This is a genomic window from Microbacterium sp. C23T (assembly GCF_053345975.1).
Map to the genome: position 1 here is coordinate 156,327 of NZ_JBKFBD010000004.1, position 17,334 is coordinate 173,660.

The 17,334-nt window shown below is 71.6% G+C and carries 21 protein-coding genes; 13 read left to right on the top strand and 8 right to left on the bottom strand.

Features of this window, described 5'->3' with window-relative positions:
* Positions 1-7: 7 nt before the first annotated feature.
* Positions 8-811 carry a cytochrome bc1 complex diheme cytochrome c subunit gene (qcrC, locus tag ACLBXX_RS03720; protein WP_310290377.1) on the bottom strand — a complete coding sequence of 268 codons (804 nt, stop codon included), beginning with the start codon at positions 809-811 and terminating at the stop codon, positions 8-10.
* Between the two features lie 20 nt (positions 812-831).
* Positions 832-1,473: an aa3-type cytochrome oxidase subunit III gene (ctaE, locus tag ACLBXX_RS03725; RefSeq protein WP_310290379.1), complete on the bottom strand. Its 642-nt coding sequence runs from the start codon at positions 1,471-1,473 to the stop codon at positions 832-834.
* A gap of 187 nt (positions 1,474-1,660) precedes the next feature.
* On the opposite strand from ctaE, the gene trpD reads away from it, so the two are divergent.
* From trpD to ACLBXX_RS03740, 3 genes are all read left to right on the top strand, one after another.
* Positions 1,661-2,722: an anthranilate phosphoribosyltransferase gene (trpD, locus tag ACLBXX_RS03730; protein ID WP_387138285.1), complete on the top strand. Its 1,062-nt coding sequence runs from the start codon at positions 1,661-1,663 to the stop codon at positions 2,720-2,722.
* A gap of 97 nt (positions 2,723-2,819) precedes the next feature.
* On the top strand, positions 2,820-3,308 hold the full coding sequence (locus ACLBXX_RS03735) for an aromatic ring-opening dioxygenase LigA (protein WP_387138282.1): 489 nt from the start codon (positions 2,820-2,822) through the stop codon (positions 3,306-3,308).
* An 18-nt stretch (positions 3,309-3,326) separates the two neighbouring features.
* Positions 3,327-4,328 carry a PHP domain-containing protein gene (locus tag ACLBXX_RS03740; protein WP_447656876.1) on the top strand — a complete coding sequence of 334 codons (1,002 nt, stop codon included), beginning with the start codon at positions 3,327-3,329 and terminating at the stop codon, positions 4,326-4,328.
* A gap of 42 nt (positions 4,329-4,370) precedes the next feature.
* Here the strand turns inward: ACLBXX_RS03740 and ACLBXX_RS03745 are convergent, their stop codons facing one another.
* The 4 genes from ACLBXX_RS03745 to ACLBXX_RS03760 all read right to left on the bottom strand — a co-directional run bounded on the left by ACLBXX_RS03745 (position 4,371) and on the right by ACLBXX_RS03760 (position 7,690).
* A complete protein-coding gene (locus ACLBXX_RS03745; protein WP_447656877.1) occupies positions 4,371-4,664 on the bottom strand; it encodes an SHOCT domain-containing protein in 294 nt (97 codons plus the stop codon).
* Positions 4,665-4,798: 134 nt separating this feature from the next.
* Entirely contained in the window at positions 4,799-5,461 is a 663-nt protein-coding gene (locus tag ACLBXX_RS03750; RefSeq protein WP_447656878.1) for a response regulator, read from the bottom strand.
* Complete coding sequence (locus ACLBXX_RS03755; protein WP_447656879.1) at positions 5,458-6,639, bottom strand: sensor histidine kinase; 1,182 nt, start codon at positions 6,637-6,639, stop codon at positions 5,458-5,460. Before ACLBXX_RS03755 ends, ACLBXX_RS03750 begins: the two co-directional genes overlap by 4 nt.
* A gap of 127 nt (positions 6,640-6,766) precedes the next feature.
* Positions 6,767-7,690 (bottom strand): 5'-3' exonuclease, encoded by a 924-nt coding sequence (locus tag ACLBXX_RS03760; protein ID WP_447656880.1) that lies wholly within the window; start codon positions 7,688-7,690, stop codon positions 6,767-6,769.
* 286 nt (positions 7,691-7,976) lie between these two features.
* On the opposite strand from ACLBXX_RS03760, the gene ACLBXX_RS03765 reads away from it, so the two are divergent.
* From ACLBXX_RS03765 to ACLBXX_RS03780, 4 genes are read left to right on the top strand one after another with little or no spacing between them, the layout of a single operon-like run.
* Complete coding sequence (locus tag ACLBXX_RS03765; RefSeq protein WP_447656881.1) at positions 7,977-8,888, top strand: hypothetical protein; 912 nt, start codon at positions 7,977-7,979, stop codon at positions 8,886-8,888.
* On the top strand, positions 8,885-10,147 hold the full coding sequence (locus ACLBXX_RS03770; RefSeq protein ID WP_447656882.1) for a cytidylyltransferase domain-containing protein: 1,263 nt from the start codon (positions 8,885-8,887) through the stop codon (positions 10,145-10,147). The genes ACLBXX_RS03765 and ACLBXX_RS03770 overlap by 4 nt, the downstream gene beginning before the upstream one ends.
* Positions 10,144-11,016, top strand: coding sequence for an N-acetylneuraminate synthase family protein (locus tag ACLBXX_RS03775; protein ID WP_447656883.1), 873 nt, complete (start codon positions 10,144-10,146; stop codon positions 11,014-11,016). The genes ACLBXX_RS03770 and ACLBXX_RS03775 overlap by 4 nt, the downstream gene beginning before the upstream one ends.
* On the top strand, positions 11,013-12,365 hold the full coding sequence (locus ACLBXX_RS03780) for a DUF6716 putative glycosyltransferase (protein ID WP_447656884.1): 1,353 nt from the start codon (positions 11,013-11,015) through the stop codon (positions 12,363-12,365). Before ACLBXX_RS03775 ends, ACLBXX_RS03780 begins: the two co-directional genes overlap by 4 nt.
* Here the strand turns inward: ACLBXX_RS03780 and ACLBXX_RS03785 are convergent.
* Positions 12,284-12,763 (bottom strand): hypothetical protein, encoded by a 480-nt coding sequence (locus tag ACLBXX_RS03785; protein ID WP_447656885.1) that lies wholly within the window; start codon positions 12,761-12,763, stop codon positions 12,284-12,286. The two genes, ACLBXX_RS03780 and ACLBXX_RS03785, sit on opposite strands and share 82 nt — an antisense overlap.
* A gap of 284 nt (positions 12,764-13,047) precedes the next feature.
* A complete protein-coding gene (locus tag ACLBXX_RS03790; RefSeq protein ID WP_447656886.1) occupies positions 13,048-13,587 on the bottom strand; it encodes a hypothetical protein in 540 nt (179 codons plus the stop codon).
* A gap of 323 nt (positions 13,588-13,910) precedes the next feature.
* On the opposite strand from ACLBXX_RS03790, the gene ACLBXX_RS03795 reads away from it, so the two are divergent.
* From ACLBXX_RS03795 to ACLBXX_RS03820, 6 genes are all read left to right on the top strand, one after another.
* A complete protein-coding gene (locus ACLBXX_RS03795) occupies positions 13,911-14,276 on the top strand; it encodes a hypothetical protein (RefSeq protein ID WP_447656887.1) in 366 nt (121 codons plus the stop codon).
* 49 nt (positions 14,277-14,325) lie between these two features.
* Complete coding sequence (locus ACLBXX_RS03800) at positions 14,326-14,691, top strand: TraR/DksA family transcriptional regulator (protein WP_447656888.1); 366 nt, start codon at positions 14,326-14,328, stop codon at positions 14,689-14,691.
* Position 14,692: 1 nt separating this feature from the next.
* A complete protein-coding gene (locus tag ACLBXX_RS03805; protein WP_447656889.1) occupies positions 14,693-15,133 on the top strand; it encodes a YchJ family metal-binding protein in 441 nt (146 codons plus the stop codon).
* A 39-nt stretch (positions 15,134-15,172) separates the two neighbouring features.
* Positions 15,173-15,949: an isocitrate lyase/PEP mutase family protein gene (locus ACLBXX_RS03810; RefSeq protein WP_387138236.1), complete on the top strand. Its 777-nt coding sequence runs from the start codon at positions 15,173-15,175 to the stop codon at positions 15,947-15,949.
* Between the two features lie 61 nt (positions 15,950-16,010).
* Positions 16,011-17,105 carry an NAD(P)-binding domain-containing protein gene (locus ACLBXX_RS03815; RefSeq protein WP_447656890.1) on the top strand — a complete coding sequence of 365 codons (1,095 nt, stop codon included), beginning with the start codon at positions 16,011-16,013 and terminating at the stop codon, positions 17,103-17,105.
* Positions 17,106-17,115: 10 nt separating this feature from the next.
* A complete protein-coding gene (locus tag ACLBXX_RS03820) occupies positions 17,116-17,328 on the top strand; it encodes an SCO4848 family membrane protein (RefSeq protein WP_447656891.1) in 213 nt (70 codons plus the stop codon).
* Positions 17,329-17,334 lie beyond the last annotated feature (6 nt).

The window sequence follows — 17,334 nt, forward strand, 5'->3', positions numbered from 1 at the left end:
TCGTCGATCAGTTGGACTTCGCCGTGATCCACACGGTGATGGCGATCAGCGAGCCGATGCCGAAGATCCAGATGAAGAGGCCCTCCGAGACGGGGCCGAGCGAGCCGAGCGTGAATCCGCCCGCAGACTCGTTGTCCTGCAGGTACAGCAGGTAGGTGATGATGTCACGCTTCTCTTCGGTGGTCAGCGTCATGTCGTTGAACACCGGCATGTTCTGCGGACCCGTGACCATCGCCGCATACATGTTCAGCGGGGTGGTGGTGTGCAGGTTCGGGGCGTACTTGCCCTCGGTCAGCGCACCGCCGGCGCCGGCGACGTTGTGGCACATGGCGCAGTTGATGCGGAAGAGCTCGCCACCCTCGGACGCGCTGCCGCCGCCGTCGAGGACTTCTTCCTCGGGGTAGGTCGGGCCGGGCGCGATCGACTGGATGTAGGCGCCGATCGCGGTGATCTGCTCCTCGGTGAACTGCGCGGGCTTCTGCGGGGCCTGCGGGCCCTGCATCTGCAGCGGCATACGGCCGGTGCTCATCTGGAAGTGCACGGCGAGCTCGCCGACGCCGTAGAGCGACGGGCCGTCCTCGGTGCCCTGCACGTCCAGGCCGTGGCACGTGGCGCAGTTGGCCTGGAACAGCTTCTTGCCGTCCTCGACGGTGAGCGCCGAGTTCGTGACGGTCTCCGGGGTGGTGGCCGCCATCGCGGCAGATGCCCCGGCGTAGACGCCGCCCGTGATGAGCAGGCCGATGCCGATCAGTGCGGCTGCGGCCCAGGGGCTGCGGCGGCCGTTCGAGCGGCGCGTGGTCTGTCGTGCCATGTCGGGTTTCAGCTCCGCTCTCACTTGAGGAAGTAGATGACGAGGAAGAGGGCGATCCAGACGACGTCGACGAAGTGCCAGTAGTACGACACGACGATCGAGGACGTCATCTCTTTGCGCCCGAAGTTCTTGACGGCGTACGCGCGCCCGATGACGAGGAGGAAGGCGATGAGGCCGCCCGTCACGTGGAGGGCGTGGAAGCCGGTGGTGAGGTAGAAGGCCGACGCGTAGGAGTTCGCGTTGATCGGCATGCCCTCGGCGACGAGCTGGGCGTACTCCCACACCTGGCCCGAAACGAAGATCGCGCCGAGCGCGAAGGTCAGCCAGAACCACTCGACCATGCCCCAGCCGAGCCAGCCACGCTTCTTCGTCGAATAGGGCTGGAAGCGCTCTGCGGCGAACACGCCCATCTGGCACGTGACCGAGGACAGCACGAGGATGATCGTGTTGACGGTCGCGTACGGGATGTTCAGCAGCTGCGTCTCCTGGGCCCACAGTTCGGGCGAGGTGTTGCGCAGGGTGAAGTAGATCGCGAAGAGGCCCGCGAAGAACATCACCTCGCTGCCGAGCCACACGATGGTTCCGACAGCGACCGGATCCGGCCGCTTGACGGACCGCATGGCCTGGGAGTAGGTCGCTGTGGAGGTCGTCACGCTCCCCATTATGGCCGATTCGAAGCCGCGATTTTCGCATCGGAGGGCATGTCTTCGCCTGCTCCGGAACTTAGGGGAGCCTAAGAGGACCCTGCGACTTCGCCGTGAACCCGTGGTGAAGACGCAGAATCGCCGCGCCCGGGACGCCGTGTCACGAAACGGTTCCGATTCCCGAGCCCGGCTAGGCTTCTCGGTTATGGCGGAGCTGTACACCTGGCCGGGAATCCTCACCACGCTGCTCGAGCGGCGCGACCTCAGCGTCTCGGAGTCGACGTGGGCGATGCGGCAGATCATGTCGGGCACCGCCACCCCCTCGCAGCTGGCGGGTTTCCTCGTCGCGCTGCGTGCCAAGGGCGAGACGGTGGACGAGATCGTCGGCTTCCGCGACGCGATCCTCGAGGCCGCGCTCCCGCTTCCCGTCGACGCCGCGGTCCTCGACATCGTGGGAACCGGTGGCGACCGCTTCGGAACCGTCAACGTGTCGACGATGTCGGCGCTCGTGGCCGCAGCATCCGGGATCCCCGTCGTCAAGCACGGCAACAAGGCGGCCAGCTCGTCCTCGGGTTCGTCCGACGTGCTGGGCGCTCTCGGTGTCGACCTGGCCCTGTCGCCGGACGCCGTGGCCGAGACGCTCTCCCGCACCGGCATCACCTTCGCGTTCGCGGGCGCGTTCCACCCCGGGTTCAAGAACGCGGCGGCGACGCGGAGCGAGCTCGGCGTCCCCACCGTCTTCAACTTCCTCGGGCCGCTGTGCAACCCGGCGCGTGCCGAGGCGAACGCCGTCGGCGTCGCCCATCTCGACCGGGTGCCGCTCATCACCGGCGTGTTCCGCACGCGCGGCGCGACGGCGCTGGTGTTCCGTGGCGACGACGGCCTCGACGAGCTCACGACGACCGGTCACAGCCGGCTGTGGGAGGTCAGTCGCGGCGACATCCACGAGCACGACCTGGACCCGCGCGACCTCGGCATCCCGCTCGCCGACATCGACGACCTGCTGGGCGGCGATCCGGCCCACAACGCCGGCGTGGTGCGGCGCGTGCTCGGCGGCGAGGAGGGCGCGGTGCGCGACATCGTGCTGCTCAACGCGGCCGCGGGCATGGTCGCCTACCGCCTGTTCCGCGACGCCGCGCAGGTGCAGCGACCGATCCTCGAGCGCCTCGCCGAGGCCCGTGACGACGCCGCCGCCGCGATCGACACCGGCGCGGCGACGGCCACGTTGGACCGCTGGGTCGAGGCGACGCGCGCACTCGCCTCCTGAGCCGGCGCCCCGCCCGGTTTTCTCCGGCGCGCGCTCTTCCGCCTCGCCGTGCGGCGCCGCTAGCGTGTGGCTCAACGACCGCATCCGAGGAGGACGCATGAGCGAGGAAGAGCCCCGCACCACCGACGTGATCGAGCCCCCCGAGAAGAAGGTCGGCCTCGTGAAGGCGGTCGGCATCATCGGGATCATCGGCGGCATCCTGCTGATCGTCGTCGGCATCATCGCGTGGATCGGCGTGACGACCCAGCTCACGGCCGAGAACATCACCATCCCCGACGACGCCGCAGCGTTCCAGGGCCAGCAGGTCACCGGCCCCTTCACGGCCTACGTGCAGGCCGACATCATCAACACCCACGCCCTCGAGGCGTCGGGCGGCAAGACGTACGCCGAGCTCGACCAGGACGACCCGGTGCGGGCCACCGTGATGCAGGCGTCGTTCCTGCGCGCCTCCCTCTTCACCTCGGTCGTCGCCTACGGTGTCGCGCTGTTCGCGGCCGGCATGGGCGTGCTCGCGATCCTGTTCGGCTGGGCCATCCACCGGCTGGCGAGCGTTCCGGTGGTGATCCGGCGCTCGAACATCGCCTGATCCTTCGTCCCGCCGCACGTGAACCCCTACGACGCACTGACCGAGATCGCCACGCTCCTCGAGCGTGAGCGTTCATCGCGGTACAAGTCGAAGGCGTTCCGTGCGGCGGCCGACGCGATCGAGGGCCTGAGCGACCCGGAACTGCGGGATACCGCCTCCCTGCGCCGCCGCAAGGGGATCGGCGACTCCACCTTCGCCGTGATCCAGCAGGCGCTGGCAGACGAGGTGCCGGGATACCTCGTCGACCTGCGCGAGCGCGCCGGCGTGCAGCGCACGTCGTCCCTGCGGCCGCTGCTCCGGGGCGACCTGCACTCGCACAGCGATTGGTCCGACGGTCTCACCTCCATCGACCTCATGGTCGACGCGGCGAGAGCACTCGGCCACGAGTACCTCGCCCTCACGGATCATTCGCCGCGGCTGCGCGTCGCGAACGGGCTGTCGCCCGAGCGCCTGCGCTCCCAGCTCGAGGTCGTCGCGGGCATGAGCAGCGACGGGTTCACCCTGCTCTCGGGCATCGAGGTCGACATCCTCGAAGACGGCGCCCTCGATCAGCAGCCCGACCTCCTCGCCGAACTCGACGTCGTGGTCGCGTCCGCCCACTCCAAGCTCCGCATGGAGCGCGGGCCGATGACCCGGCGTCTGGTCGCGGCCGTCTCGAACCCGCACATCGACGTGCTCGGACATGCCACGGGGCGCCTCGTCGAGGGATCGCGCGGAACGCGGCCGCCCTCGACCTTCGACGCGCGGGCCGTGTTCGAGGCCTGCGAGGCCCATGGCGTCGCGGTCGAGATCAACTCCCGTCCGGAGCGGCAGGACCCTCCGGACGAGCTGATGGCGCTGGCGCTGAAGATCGGATGCCTCTTCTCGATCGATTCGGACGCCCATGCGCCCGGTCAGCTCTCCCTGCTGGACTACGGCGCCGAGCGAGCCGAGCGCATCGGCGTGCCGCCTGAGCGCATCGTCACGACGTGGCCGCTGGACAAGCTGCGCGCGTGGACCGGACGCGACCGCGGCGCCTGATTCCCCGGTGACGGATCCAGGGCCGCAGTCGCGTCCGGGAGATCACTGCGCCGCGTTCGCGCGAAGCACCTCGAGGCGTGCGCGGTACTCGGTCTCGTCGATGTCGCCCTTCGCGAATCGCTCCGCGAGCGTCGTCTCGGCCTGACGGGCGGGGTTGCGGCCATACGGCCCGGAGCCGTTCTCCGCGGCCGCACGACGCCACCGGCGGCCGAAGATCGCGAAGAGGATCGCGAACAGGGCGATCCAGAACAGCGGGATCAGCAGGAACCACCAGCCGAACCCCGACGGGCCGACGAAGTGAGTGGCCACGATCCCCGTGGCGAGTGCAGTGGACATGCGGATTCCTCTCTCGGAACCGGCTGCGCCGGGAAGGGCGGCCGGATGCCTCGAGTCAACGCGGGTGGCGGCATCCGTGAATCCGACCGCCGGAGTGATCTCGACTGCTCTCGGCGGAGTACCGCAGGCCGCGGTCACCCGGGCTGTGAGCCGACCAGCCCGGATTCGTACGCGATGATCACGAGTCGCACGCGATCGCGCGCGTAGAGCTTCTGCATGATGCGCGACACGTGCGTCTTCGCGGTGAGCGGCGACAGGTGCAGGCGGGCGCCGATCTCGTTGTTCGTGAGTCCCTCTGCGACGAGGCGCAGGACGTCGACCTCGCGGTCGGTGAGGGTCTCGAGGAGCTGGGGATCGGGCACCGCACGCAGGCCCGACGCGGCCCGATCGAGCAGCGTGCGGGTGACGCCGGGGGACAGGAGCGCGTCGCCGGCGGCCACGGCGCGGACCGCGCGGATGAGGTCGGCGGGCTCGGTGTCCTTCACGAGGAACCCGCTGGCGCCGGCGAGCACCGCGCGGATCACGTACTCGTCGAGCTCGAAGGTGGTCACGATCACGACCCGCACACCGGCCAGGTCGGGGTCGGCGGCGATCTGCTCGGCGGCCCACAGTCCGTCGCCGTCCGGCATGCGGATGTCGACGAGCGCGACGTCGACGTCTGCCGCGCGGAGTGCGCGCAGCAGCTCCTGGCCGCCGGAGGCTTCCGCCACGACCTCGATATCGGGCTCCGAGTCCAGGAGCGCCCGGAACCCGGCCCGCACGAGCTGGTGGTCGTCGGCGAGAGCGACGCGGATCATGCCGCGCCCCGCCAGGGAAGACGCGCGACCACAGCGGTGCCCCGCGTGCCGCTGTCGACGGTCAGGGCGCCGCCCGCGAGCTCGGCCCGCTCACGCATGCCGCGCAGGCCCCCGCGCTCGGACGCGGTCGCGGGGATGCCGGCGCCGTCGTCCGCGACCGTGAGGACGAGGTCGTCGGAGTCGTGCTCGACCGTCACCGTGGCGTGCGAGGCGGCGGAATGGCGCACCACGTTCGTCAGCGCCTCCTGGGCGATGCGGTAGGCCGTCGTCTGCACCGCGCTCGGCGGCGTGTCGCCCGCGAGGCGGTCGTCGAGGGCGACGCTGAGGCCCAGCCCGGTGCGGCCGGCGACGAGGCTCGGCAGCTGCGCGAGCTGCGGCTGCGGCGTGAGCGGCGCGGTGTCGGGTGCGCCGATCTCGTCGCCGCGCAGGAATGCGAGCACGCCGCGCACCTCGTCGAGGCCCGTCGCGCTGAGACTGCGGATGTTCGCGAGCGCCTCCCGTGCGCGCTCCGGCTCGCGGTCGAAGAGATGCAGCCCCACGCCGGACTGCACGGCGATCTGGCTCAGCGAATGCGCGAGCACGTCGTGCAGCTCTCGGGCGATGCGCGTGCGCTCCTCCTGCTCGGCCGCGCGACGGCGAGCGACGAGCTGCGTGCGGCGCTCCTCGGCGCCGCGGATCCGCGCCCGGATGCCTTCGCCGACGATGAAGCACAGCGCGAGGCCCACCGTGGCGAAGGCGATGCGCGCGGGATGCCACTGGACGCCCACGAAATCCGCGCCGACGACGACGCCGAGCCAAGCCACGCCGACCGACACGAGTGCCCACACGCGTGCACCTCGAACGACGGCGCCGACGATCGCGAAGATCAGGGCGACGGGTGGCGGCCCGCCCACGGGCGCGATCAGCAGGTCGACGGCGCTCAGCGCGGCCACGGCCGCGACGGTGGGCCCGGGCAGTCGACGCGCCGCGAGGAGGACGAGAGCGGATGCTGCGGCCAGCGTCAGGCTCGTCGCCGCCGCGGCGACGGGCACGTGCTGCCACCACGACAGCACGATGGTGCCGGGCACCTGAACCAGGAGCGAGACGAAGACCGGTACGAGGAGCACGACGGCCGCCGGCGGGCGGAAGCGCGGGCCGATCTCGTCGGCGCCGGGGGCACGCAGCCGGTGACGGCTCATACTCGAATCGTCACGCACGGGCCCGGGCATGCGCACGATCGTACGCCGCGCCCCTCTGTGAGGAATCTGACCGCGGGAGCCCCGCCCGTACTCCCACGGGAGTACGGGGCGGCCGCGCGGGAAGGGATCAGACGGTGTCGAGGGCGTCGATGATGCGGTTCATCGACGCGCCCAGCGCCCACTGCTCGGCGAGGGATGCGGCATCCGTCTTCCCCTGCTCGGTGAGCGGTCGCAGGCGGGGGTCGGGCACGTCCAGCGGGAGGTCGCGCACGACGGCCACGACCTGCGGCGCGACGGCGAGATAGGGGAGGCCCGCGAGCACCTTCGAGCGCACGCCCGCGGACATGCCCTCGCCGGCCTCGGCCGCGGCCACGATCCCGGCGAGATCGCCGTGGGTCGCGAGGAGCCCGGCCGCGGTCTTCTCGCCGATGCCCGCGACGCCGGGCAGACCGTCGGACGAGTCGCCGCGGAGCGTGGCGAAGTCGGCGTACTGCGAAGGAAGGACGCCGTACTTGGTGACCACGGACGCATCGGTGAGCACCTCGAGGTTGCTCATGCCGCGCGCGGTGTAGACGACGCGGACATCGCGCTCGTCGTCGACCAGCTGGAAGAGGTCGCGGTCGCCGGTGACGATGTCGACCGGCATGGTCGCGGTGGAGGCGAGGGTGCCGATGACGTCGTCGGCCTCGTGGGCGGTGGCGCCGACGATGCGGATCCCGAGGGTGTCGAGCGCCTCGCGGATGACGGGAACCTGCACCTCGAGGGGATCGGGAACCTCTTCGACGTCGGGTCCGCCCGCGACGACCTCCGCGACGCGATGCGTCTTGTAGGTCGGGATGAGGTCGACGCGCCACTGCGGTCGCCAGTCGTCGTCCCAGCACGCGACGAGGTGCGTGGGGCGGTACGTCGTGACGAGCCGCGTGATGATGTCGAGGAACCCGCGGACGGCGTTGACGGGGGTGCCGTCCGGAGCGCGCACGGTGTCGGGCACCCCGTAGAACGCGCGGAAGTACAGGGACGCGGAGTCGAGCAGCATGAGGCGGTCGGTCACGCGTTCATCCTGGCACGTGCCGCCGACGCCCGTACGTGCGCGCTGCGTGCACTGAATCGGAGATCCTGTGCGACACGCCTCGGGCTTCGCCGCGGCAACGGCGTGTCGCGCAACACCTCCGATGATGTGCCCCGCGGTCGCCGCGAGCCCGTCCCACGCCACCCTCCGTTCACCTGCCGGACCGGCCACGGTCGCACGGCAGGACCCATCGCGTTCACATCCGGCGCCCACCGTGGGGAGATAGCGCTGAGCCCGATCGTGAGGGCCGGCCGGGAGGAGGCGCCCCATGGGTCGCGAGGATGTGCTGGCGTGGGTCGAGTCGCCGCTGCAGCTCGTCGGCGCCGCGGAGTGGGCGGCCGCCCACCGCACGACCGTTCCCGTCGCCGGACGCCTGACGCCGCAGATCTCGGCCACCGCCGACGAGCTGCTGTCGCGCGGCGCGCGCTTCGGCGAGCTCGAGCCCTACCTCGGGATCCCGTGGAGCCTGCTCGCCCGACACGGCCACTGGCTCGTCGGCGACGGCTTCTCGGGCCAGTTCCGCCTCGCCGCGTCGGTGCTGCGGCCGCATCGCATCACCTTCCTCGATGACGGCGCCCACGCGATCGCCTACGCCGACACGCTGCTCGGTCGCCGCCCGTACACCCGCCCGAACATCGAAGAGCGCGGACTGACCACGGTCGTCGCTCCCTTCGCGGCCGAGCTCGTGCACCGCCGCGCCCTCGCGCGCCGCGCGGAGATGTTCACGGCATTCGACCTCGGCGCCGACCGCCTCGACGCGCTCGCCGACCACGGGTTCGGCATCCGCCGCCACGACTTCTCGTGGACGCGTCAGAGCGCGCCCGCGGCGCCGGAACTCGGCCGTCGCGTGGTGCTCGGCAGCGCACTCCCGGTCGACGGACGGATGCTGCTGCTCGACTATGTGCGGTGGGTGCGGGAAGCCGCAGCCGGCGGCGCGGTGTACCTCCCGCACCGTCGCGAGTCGGCGGAGCAGCTGGACGCCGTCTCGACCGTGCCTGATCTGCGGATCCACGAGACCGGACTGCCCGTCGAGCTCGTGCTCGCCGGCGCCCGTGGCGCGCTCGACGTGCACACGCTGCCGTCGAGCACCACGACGACGCTCCCGCTGGTGCTCGCAGGCACAGGAACGACCGTGCACACCGGACGCGCCCGGCGCTCGGCCCGGACGGCGGCGGCATGAGCGAGGCCGTCGCCATCATCCCCGCGCGCGGGGGCTCGAAGGGCGTCCCGCGCAAGAACCTGCAGCGCGTCGGCGGCGTGCCGCTGATCGCTCGCGCGGTCGAGGCGGCGCGGCGCTGCCCGGCGATCGACCGGGTCGTCGTGACGACCGACGACGCCGACATCGCGGCCGTCGCAGCCGAGTGGGGTGCCCAGGTCGTCGAGCGCCCGGCCGACCTCTCCGGCGACCTCGCGAGCAGCGAGAGCGCCCTCGTCCACGCCCTCGAGACCCTGGAGACCCGCAAGGTCGACGTCGGCGTCCTCGCGTTCCTGCAGGCCACCTCGCCCTTCATCGACGTCGACGCGCTCACCGCGGCCGTGCAGCTCGTGCGCTCGCGCCGCCGCGACAGCGTCTTCTCGGCCGTGGAGACGTACGGCTTCCTCTGGGAGAAGGGCATCGGCAGCGCGGCCGAGCCGGTCAACCACGAGATCGACGTGCGCCCGCGTCGCCAGGACCGCGAACCGCACTACCTCGAGACCGGCGCCTTCTACGTGATGCGGGCGGCGGGCTTCCGCGCGGCGAACCACCGCTTCTTCGGCAGCGTCGGCATCGCCGAGGTCGCGCCGCGGACCGCGATCGAGATCGACACGCTCGACGAGCTGGAGCTCGCGCGCACGCTCGCGCCCCTCGTCGACCGCGACGCGTTCGGCGCCCACGCGGGTGCGATCCCCGTCGACGCCGTCGTGACCGACTTCGACGGCGTGCACACCGACGACACCGTGCACGTCGACCAGAACGGCGTCGAATCCGTCACCGTGAGCCGATCCGACGGCATGGGCGTCGGGATGCTGCGAGCCGCCGGCATCCCGTTCCTCATCCTCTCGACCGAATCGAACCCCGTCGTGAGCGCCCGCGCCCGCAAGCTCGGCGTGGACGTGCGACAGGCGGCGTCCGATAAGGCGGCGGTGCTGCGCGAGTGGGCCGACCAGCAGGGCATCCCGCTGTCGCGGATCGCGTACCTCGGGAACGACGTGAACGATCTGCGGTGCCTCGAACTCGTCGGCTGGCCCGTCGCGGTCCCCGAGGCGCACCCCCTCGTCCTCTCCACCGCGCGCGTCGTGCTCGACCGCCCCGGCGGCGCCGGCGCCGTCCGCGATCTCGCCGAGCGCGTGCTCACCGGCAGGTCGGCGACGGCCGTCGCCGACGCGCTCCGGCCGGCCGTCGCGCCGGTGCGAGCCTCAGCATCCGATCACCCCACAGCACCACAGGAGGCCTCATGACCGTCACCATCGGATCCCGCGTCGTCGGGGGCGGACGCCCCGCGTACGTCATCGCCGAGATCGGACTGAACCACAACGGCGACGTCGACCTCGCGAAGCGTCTCATCGACGTGGCCGCCGACGCCGGCGCGGACGCGGTCAAGTTCCAGAAGCGCACGCCCGAGATCGCGACGCCCGAGCACATGCGCGACATGCCGCGCGACACCCCGTGGGGCCGCATGACGTACCTCGACTACCGTCGCCGCGTCGAGTTCGACCGCGAGGAGTACATCGAGATCTCCGACCACGCGCTGCTGCGCGGCCTCGAGTGGTTCGCGTCGCCGTGGGACGTGCCGAGCGTGGCCTTCCTCGAGGACCTGGGCGTCGTCGCGCACAAGGTCGCGTCCGCATCGCTCACCGATGTCGAGCTGCTCGAGGCGCTGCGTGACACCGGCAAGCCGATCATCCTGTCGACCGGCATGTCGACGATCGAGCAGATCGACGCCGCGATCGACATCCTCGGCACCGACCGCCTCGTGCTCCTGCACGCCACCTCGACGTACCCGATGGAGCCGGAGGAGGCCAACCTCCGCATGATCCCGGCGCTGCGCGACCGTTTCCCGGGCGTCCCGGTCGGCTACTCGGGCCACGAGCGCGGCCTGCAGATCTCGCTCGCGGCCGTCGCGCTCGGCGCCGTCGCGGTGGAGCGGCACATCACGCTCGACCGCACCATGTGGGGTTCCGACCACGCGGCCTCGCTGGAGCCTGCGGGCCTGCAGCACCTGGTGCGCGACATCCGCGTCATCGAGGCGGCCCTCGGCGACGGTGTGAAGCGCGTGTACCCCGGCGAGCTCGCGCCCATGGCGAAGCTGCGTCGCGTTCCCGCGTGAGTCCGGGCACGTCAGACGGCGGGCGGCCGCGCGTCGTCGCGATCGCCGACACCGACTCCTACGTGAAGTGGGCGGCCGCCCTCCTCGGCGGGGTCTCAGAGCGATGGGATGCCTCGCTCCTGGTGCTCGAGACGCCGCTCGTCGTCAGCGACGCCCAGCTCGCCTCCGCGCTCAGCGGGAGCGGGCTGGCGGAGGACCGCGTGGAGCGGATCGCCTACGCCCGCCTGGTGGCCCGGCTCGCCGAGCTGCGGGCGGACGCCGTGGTGATCGGAGCGCGCGGTCCGCTCGTGCGCGTGCTCGCGCGCGACCTCGCGGCGCTCGAGCCGCGGCCGGTCGTGGTGACCGGGCTTCCGGGCATCTCGATCCCCGCGACGCGCAAGGCCGTCGTGTACCGGCTGCAGTCCGACCTGTTCGTCGTGCACTCGCGCCGCGAGGTGCGAGAGTTCGGCGCGCTGTCGGCTCGGACCGGCTACGCCCACCGCTACGCCCTCGCGACGCTGCCGTTCGCGCGCTGTGCCGTGACGGCCGGCGGCGGCACCCGCCCGGATGCGGAGGGCACCGATCTCGTGTTCGCCACCCAGGCGAAGGTCCCCGCCGAGCGGGAGGACCGGCTGCGCGTCGCGCGCATGCTCGTGCGGGCGGCCGAGGCGGATCCGTCGCGCCGCGTCGTGGTGAAGCTCCGAGCCGCGTCGGGCGAGCACCAGACCCACGCCGAACTCGACGGCTACCCCGAGTTGCTCGCCTCGCTCGGGCCGCTGCCGGCGAACCTCGTCACCTCGACCGGGTCGATGGGCGACGCTCTCGACACGGCCGAGGGGCTCGTCACCGTCAGCTCCACCGCGGCGATCGAGGCGATCGCGCGCGGCATCCCCGTCATCGCCGTGGACACGTTCGGCGTCTCGCCGCGCCTCATCAACGAGACGCTGGCCGACGCCGACCTGCTCGCGAGCGAAGAGGACGTCGTCGCGCGGCGGTTCCGGCATCCGGATCCCGAGTGGCTCGACGAGAACTACTTCCACGCCCCTGAGGCCGACGACTGGACCGCACACGTCGACGCGCTGCTCGCGCAGCGGGCGGCTCGGCGGCTTCCGGCGCGCGCGTCCGTGGTGCGCCGGGGCGGCGCGCTGCGCGACGCGTGGGAGCGCAAGGTCGCTCTCGGCCGCAGTGACACGTCCGCCTCGGGTGCGGTGGCCTACGTCGTCGGCGTGCCGCTGCGCGGCGTGGTGCGACTCGCGAAGCGCGCCCGCCGCTCGCTCGTCGGAGCGGTTCAGCAGCCGGGGCCGGTCGGATCCTCGACGCAGGTGCGGTCCACGAGCGCGGTGCGCACCTCGACGACCCGGACACCGTAGCCGGCGGCCTCGGCCCGGACCACGCCGGGAACCGTCCGCCACGTGCCGCTTCCGAAATCGACGGATGCTTCGAACTCGACCGTCACCGACACCGGATACGTTCCGCGGGCCCGGTACGCGTGGCTGGTCGCGGTCGGGGTGAACTGCCCCTGCCCGAGCGCCGTCCACGACGCGCCGCCCGTGCTCGCCCGCGTGGTCGTGCCGTCGCCGTTGTCGAACACGTAGGCGACCGGGACGAAGCGCACGGTCACGTCCCAGCCGAGCACCGTGCCCGGAATGCGCTGCTCGGACGCCGAGGCCAGCAGGTTCGTCGGCATGCCGACCACGCCGAACCCCGCGGGCTCGCCGCCGAGCGTCGGCTGTGCGGGCCGGAAGGAGGCGAGGTCCGCCAGGGTCACGTCCGGCGGGCCCGCGACGACGTAGTTCTCGCACCGGTTGAGCGGACCGCAGTCCTCGGGCTCGCCGGTGGCTACTGGCTTCGGTCGCTCCTGGCCATCGGCTAGATCAAAACCCTTCCCAGACGAGCCTGACGCCCCATCGCGCAACGAAACATCGACATGAGTCTCTTGGTTTGACACGTCGCAGTTGCCTGTCCAACCTCCAGCGTCACACTCAGCGGCGATGCTCGAGGAGCCGCTGATCATTGCGATCACCAGACCCACGATCACGGCACCAGTCAGTGCTAGTTTGCGCATTCGGGCCCGTCGGTGCGCCCGTCGATCAGCGCAATCAGGAAGCCAGTTGAGCTGGTCTTGGTTGGCTCGACTGTGATTCGCATTGATTGGACATCGCGACGATCGTCAGCGACCACGGACGCGCCCTGCGAATCGACTACCGTCACTGCTGAGACGTCGAGGCACACGTCCAGCGCGACTTCATCCCGGGTCGGTTGCACTTCTGTCGGGAGCAGTAAGGCAACCGTTGTCGGACCGTCAACAGCCCAACCATCCGCGTGCATTTGGGAGAATGTCTTCCGCGCACCTGCGTTCGCTTCCCCAGTCGTCCAGCCGTACACGGCCTCGAACGTCTCCGGGTCGCTCAGATCGACCTGGTTCAACGCGTCCACATAAGCGCGGTACGTCTCCTCGGCCGCAGCGAACGCCTCTTCGTCGCTAGAGAACGCCGGAGTCGGTGTGGGCTCCGCAGGGCCAGGCGTGGTGCACCCCGCAAGCCCGAGGACGAGCAGACCGCTGAGCACCGCCGCCGTCACCCGAGTCCGCACGCCCCCACGGTAGCCGCCGGCGTCGACGCTCCGACCGAGTTATCCACAGTGCACGCGAAGAAGCCGGCGATCGCGTCCGGGGGGGTGTCGCGGATCGCCGGCTCCGGGCGGGTCGGTGAGACCACCCCTCGTGCCCTCCGGGCGTCGGGCACGAGGGGTGGTCCCGGGCGACGCATCGCCTGCAGGGGTTTCGCGGAGGGGACCGGGATTCCCCTTCACCGCGATGCCTCCACGTTCCCAGGCCGACCTGGGAGATCCCTATCGCCGGGCCATACGAACGCCGGGCGCTGGCCGTGCAGGCGCTGGGCTGTCATCATGACGCCATGCGCATCGTCGGACCGGTCGTCTCGCTCGTGCTCGTCGCCTCGCTCGCCGCGCTGAGCGGCTGCGCGTCGTCTCAGCCCGTGATCGCGCCGGTCACCCGCGACGTGGGCGACCTTCAGGGCGAGACCGTCGAGCTCGAAGTCGGGCAGGTGCTGAACATCGACACCGGCGACCTCGCCGTCGACAGCTACAGCGGCGTCGTCTCCGACCCGTCCGTCGCGAGGTTCACCGCGGGTCGCGAGGAGGGTGGCGCGACGTACAACCCGGGGGTCGAGGGGCTCGCCGAGGGAACGACGAAGGTGGTGCTGTCGAACGAGGACGGCGGCATCCAGGACGTCACCTTCACCGTGGAGGTCGCGGGCTGATCCGGCACGGCTGCGGCCAGGACGCGGCATCCGGGCGTAGTCTCATGCGATGACCTCCGCCGCGAGCCGGACCGAGCTTCGTGGGCTCCTGGACGAGCTCCACGACGCGGCCATGGTGCGCATCGCGGCGATCGACGAGACCCTCGAGGAATTGCGCGCCGATCGGGGATCGGACGTCGCCGACGACGAGCACGATCCCGAAGGCGTAACGCTGTCGGGGGAGTGGTCCCGCGCCGTCGCCCTCGAAGAGGCCGCACGCCGCGAGATGGCCGAGATCGACGAGGCCGTCAAGCGCTGGGAGGACGGCACCTACGGTGTCTGCGTGGACTGCGGTCGAGGGATCCCGATCGCGCGTCTTCGCGTGCGTCCCTTCGCGACCCGCTGCGTGTCGTGCGCCGAGAAGGCCGGCGTCTGACGTGTCGTTCGGCTCCGCGGCATCCCGAGCCGCCCGCGACGGCTTCCCGCGCGTCGCGGACAAGGATCCCTGTCCGTGCGGCAGCGGCGATCGATTCGATGGATGCTGCGCCCCCGCGCTGCGCGGAACACCGGCGCCGACCGCCGAGCGCCTGATGCGCTCGCGCTACACGGCATTCGTCGTCGGCGACGCCGCGTATCTGCACGACACCTGGCACCCGGGCACGCGTCCGGAGGAGCTGACGCTGGACCGGGATCAGCGCTGGACCGGGCTCGAGATCGTGGACACAGCGGATGGCGGCGAAGGCGACCGGCGCGGTGTCGTCGAGTTCCGCGCCGCCTGGCGCCACGGCCGCGACGGCGGCGTGCTGCACGAGCGGAGCCGCTTCGTGCGGCAGGGCGAGCGCTGGTGGTACCTCGACGGCCAGATCGATCCGACCTGACCGGTCCCGACGGTGCCGAGCGCCGATAGCGTGGCAACCATGACCACTCAGGCTGAGAAAGCACAGACCCTCGCCCGACTGCACGCCGCCCCCGAGATCCTGCGCGTCGTGAACGTGTGGGACGCCGTGTCGGCCCGCACCATCGCCGCCCTCCCCGAGACCCGCGCCATCGCGACGGCCGGCCACTCGATCGCCGCGACCTTCGGCTACCCCGACGGCGAGATCCCCCTCGAGACGACCCTCGACATGGTCGGCCGCATCGTCGAGGCCGTGGGCGACCTGCCGGTGAGCACCGACCTCGACGCCGGGTACGGCGATCCGGGCGAGACCGTGCGCCGCGCCATCGGCAAGGGCGTCGTCGGCGCCAACGTCGAGGACCGCCTCGTGCCGCTCGCCGAAGCCGTCGCCAACGTCGAGGCGATCGTCGCGGCCGGTGCGGCGGAGGGCGTCCCCTTCGTCCTGAACGCCCGCACCGACGCGTTCGTGCGCGCGGGCAAGCGCCCGCTCGAGGAGTCGATCGCCGATGCGATCGAGCGCGGCCGCGCCTACCTCGCCGCCGGTGCCGACCTCGTGTTCGTGCCCGGCATCCTCAACGCCGACATCACCCGGCAGCTGGTCGAGGGGATCGGCGAGCGCAAGATCAGCGTGATCGGCCTGCCCGGCGCCCTGTCGGCGGGGGAGTACGAGGCGCTGGGCGTCGCCCGCATCTCGTACGGCCCCACGACGCAGCGCGTGGCCCTGACGGCGCTGCAGGACGTCGCCGCCGATCTCTACGCGGACGGGGTCATCCCCGCCTCCACGCGCGCACTGAACTGACGCGCACCTCGTCCGATCGGCCCGTGGGAATCCCCGCGGGCCGATCGTCGTTGTGACGGGCATGGAGCCCGCACCCGTCGACGTCGTCGTGATCGGTGCCGGGCAGGCCGGTCTCTCCGCGGCGTATCACCTGCAGCGCCGCGGATTCGTCCCGCTCGAGCGCGCGGACGCCGCGGATCAGACGTTCCTCGTGGTCGACGCGAATCCCCAGCCGGGGGGAGCGTGGCAGCACCGCTGGCCGTCCCTGCGGATGGCGACGGTGAACGGCATCCACGAGCTGCCCGGATTCGCGGTGCCGCCTGCGGATCCGGCGGCCGCGAGCCGCGACATCCTTCCCGCGTACTTCGCCGAGTACGAGGAGCGCTTCGCTCTCGACGTGCTCCGGCCCGTCCAGGTGAAGGCGGTGCGGCGCGCCGACGACGACCCCAGCGGCCGGCTGGTGGTCGAGACCGACCGCGGCGCGTGGGCCGCGCGCTTCGTGATCAACGCGACGGGCACGTGGACGCGTCCGTTCTGGCCGCGGTACCCGGGCCAGGAGCGCTTCCGCGGACGGCAGCTGCATGTCGGCGACTACGTCTCGGCCGAGGAGTTCCGCGGCAAGCGCGTCGTCATCGTGGGCGCTGGCGTCTCGGCGGTGCAGCTCTTGGACGAGATCTCCCACGTCGCCGACACCTTCTGGGTGACGCGCCGCGAACCGCAGTGGGCCGAGGAGGACTTCGACATCCCGGCCAGGGTGGCCGCCATCGCCGGCGTCGAGGATCGCGTCCGCCGCGGCCTGCCGCCCGGCAGCGTCATCTCGGTGACCGGCATGCACTGGACGCCGTGGGCGCGGGCCGCCGAGGCGCGGGGCGTGCTGGTGCGGCACCCGATGTTCGCCTCGATCGAGGAGGACGGCGTCCGCATGCCCGACGGCACGTTCGAGCGCGCCGACGTCATCCTGTGGGCGACGGGCTTCCGGCCCGCGCTCGACCATCTCGCGCCGCTGCGCCTGCGCACGCCCGAAGGCGGGTTCCGTGTCGAGAACGGGCGCTCGATCGACGAGCCGCGGCTGTTCCTCATCGGCTACGGCCCGTCCCAGTCGACGGTGGGTGCGAACCGCGCGGGCCGTGACGCCGTCCGTGCGATCGTCGCCGACCCCGTCGCGCTCGCCGCCTAGGCTCGAACGTGTGACGCTGCTCGCCGTACTCCTGATCCTGAACGCCGCCTTCAACGTCCTGGTCTGGCCGACGTTCTACCGCCGGGTCGCGAAGGACCCCCGCGCCCACGATGCGCAGGGCAAGGCGACCCGCTTCCTCGTCGTGCACACGGTGCTCATCGCCATCGCGCTGACGCTGGCGGCAGCATCCGTCATCGCGGGCATCGTCGCCCTCGTCGCGTGATGCGCG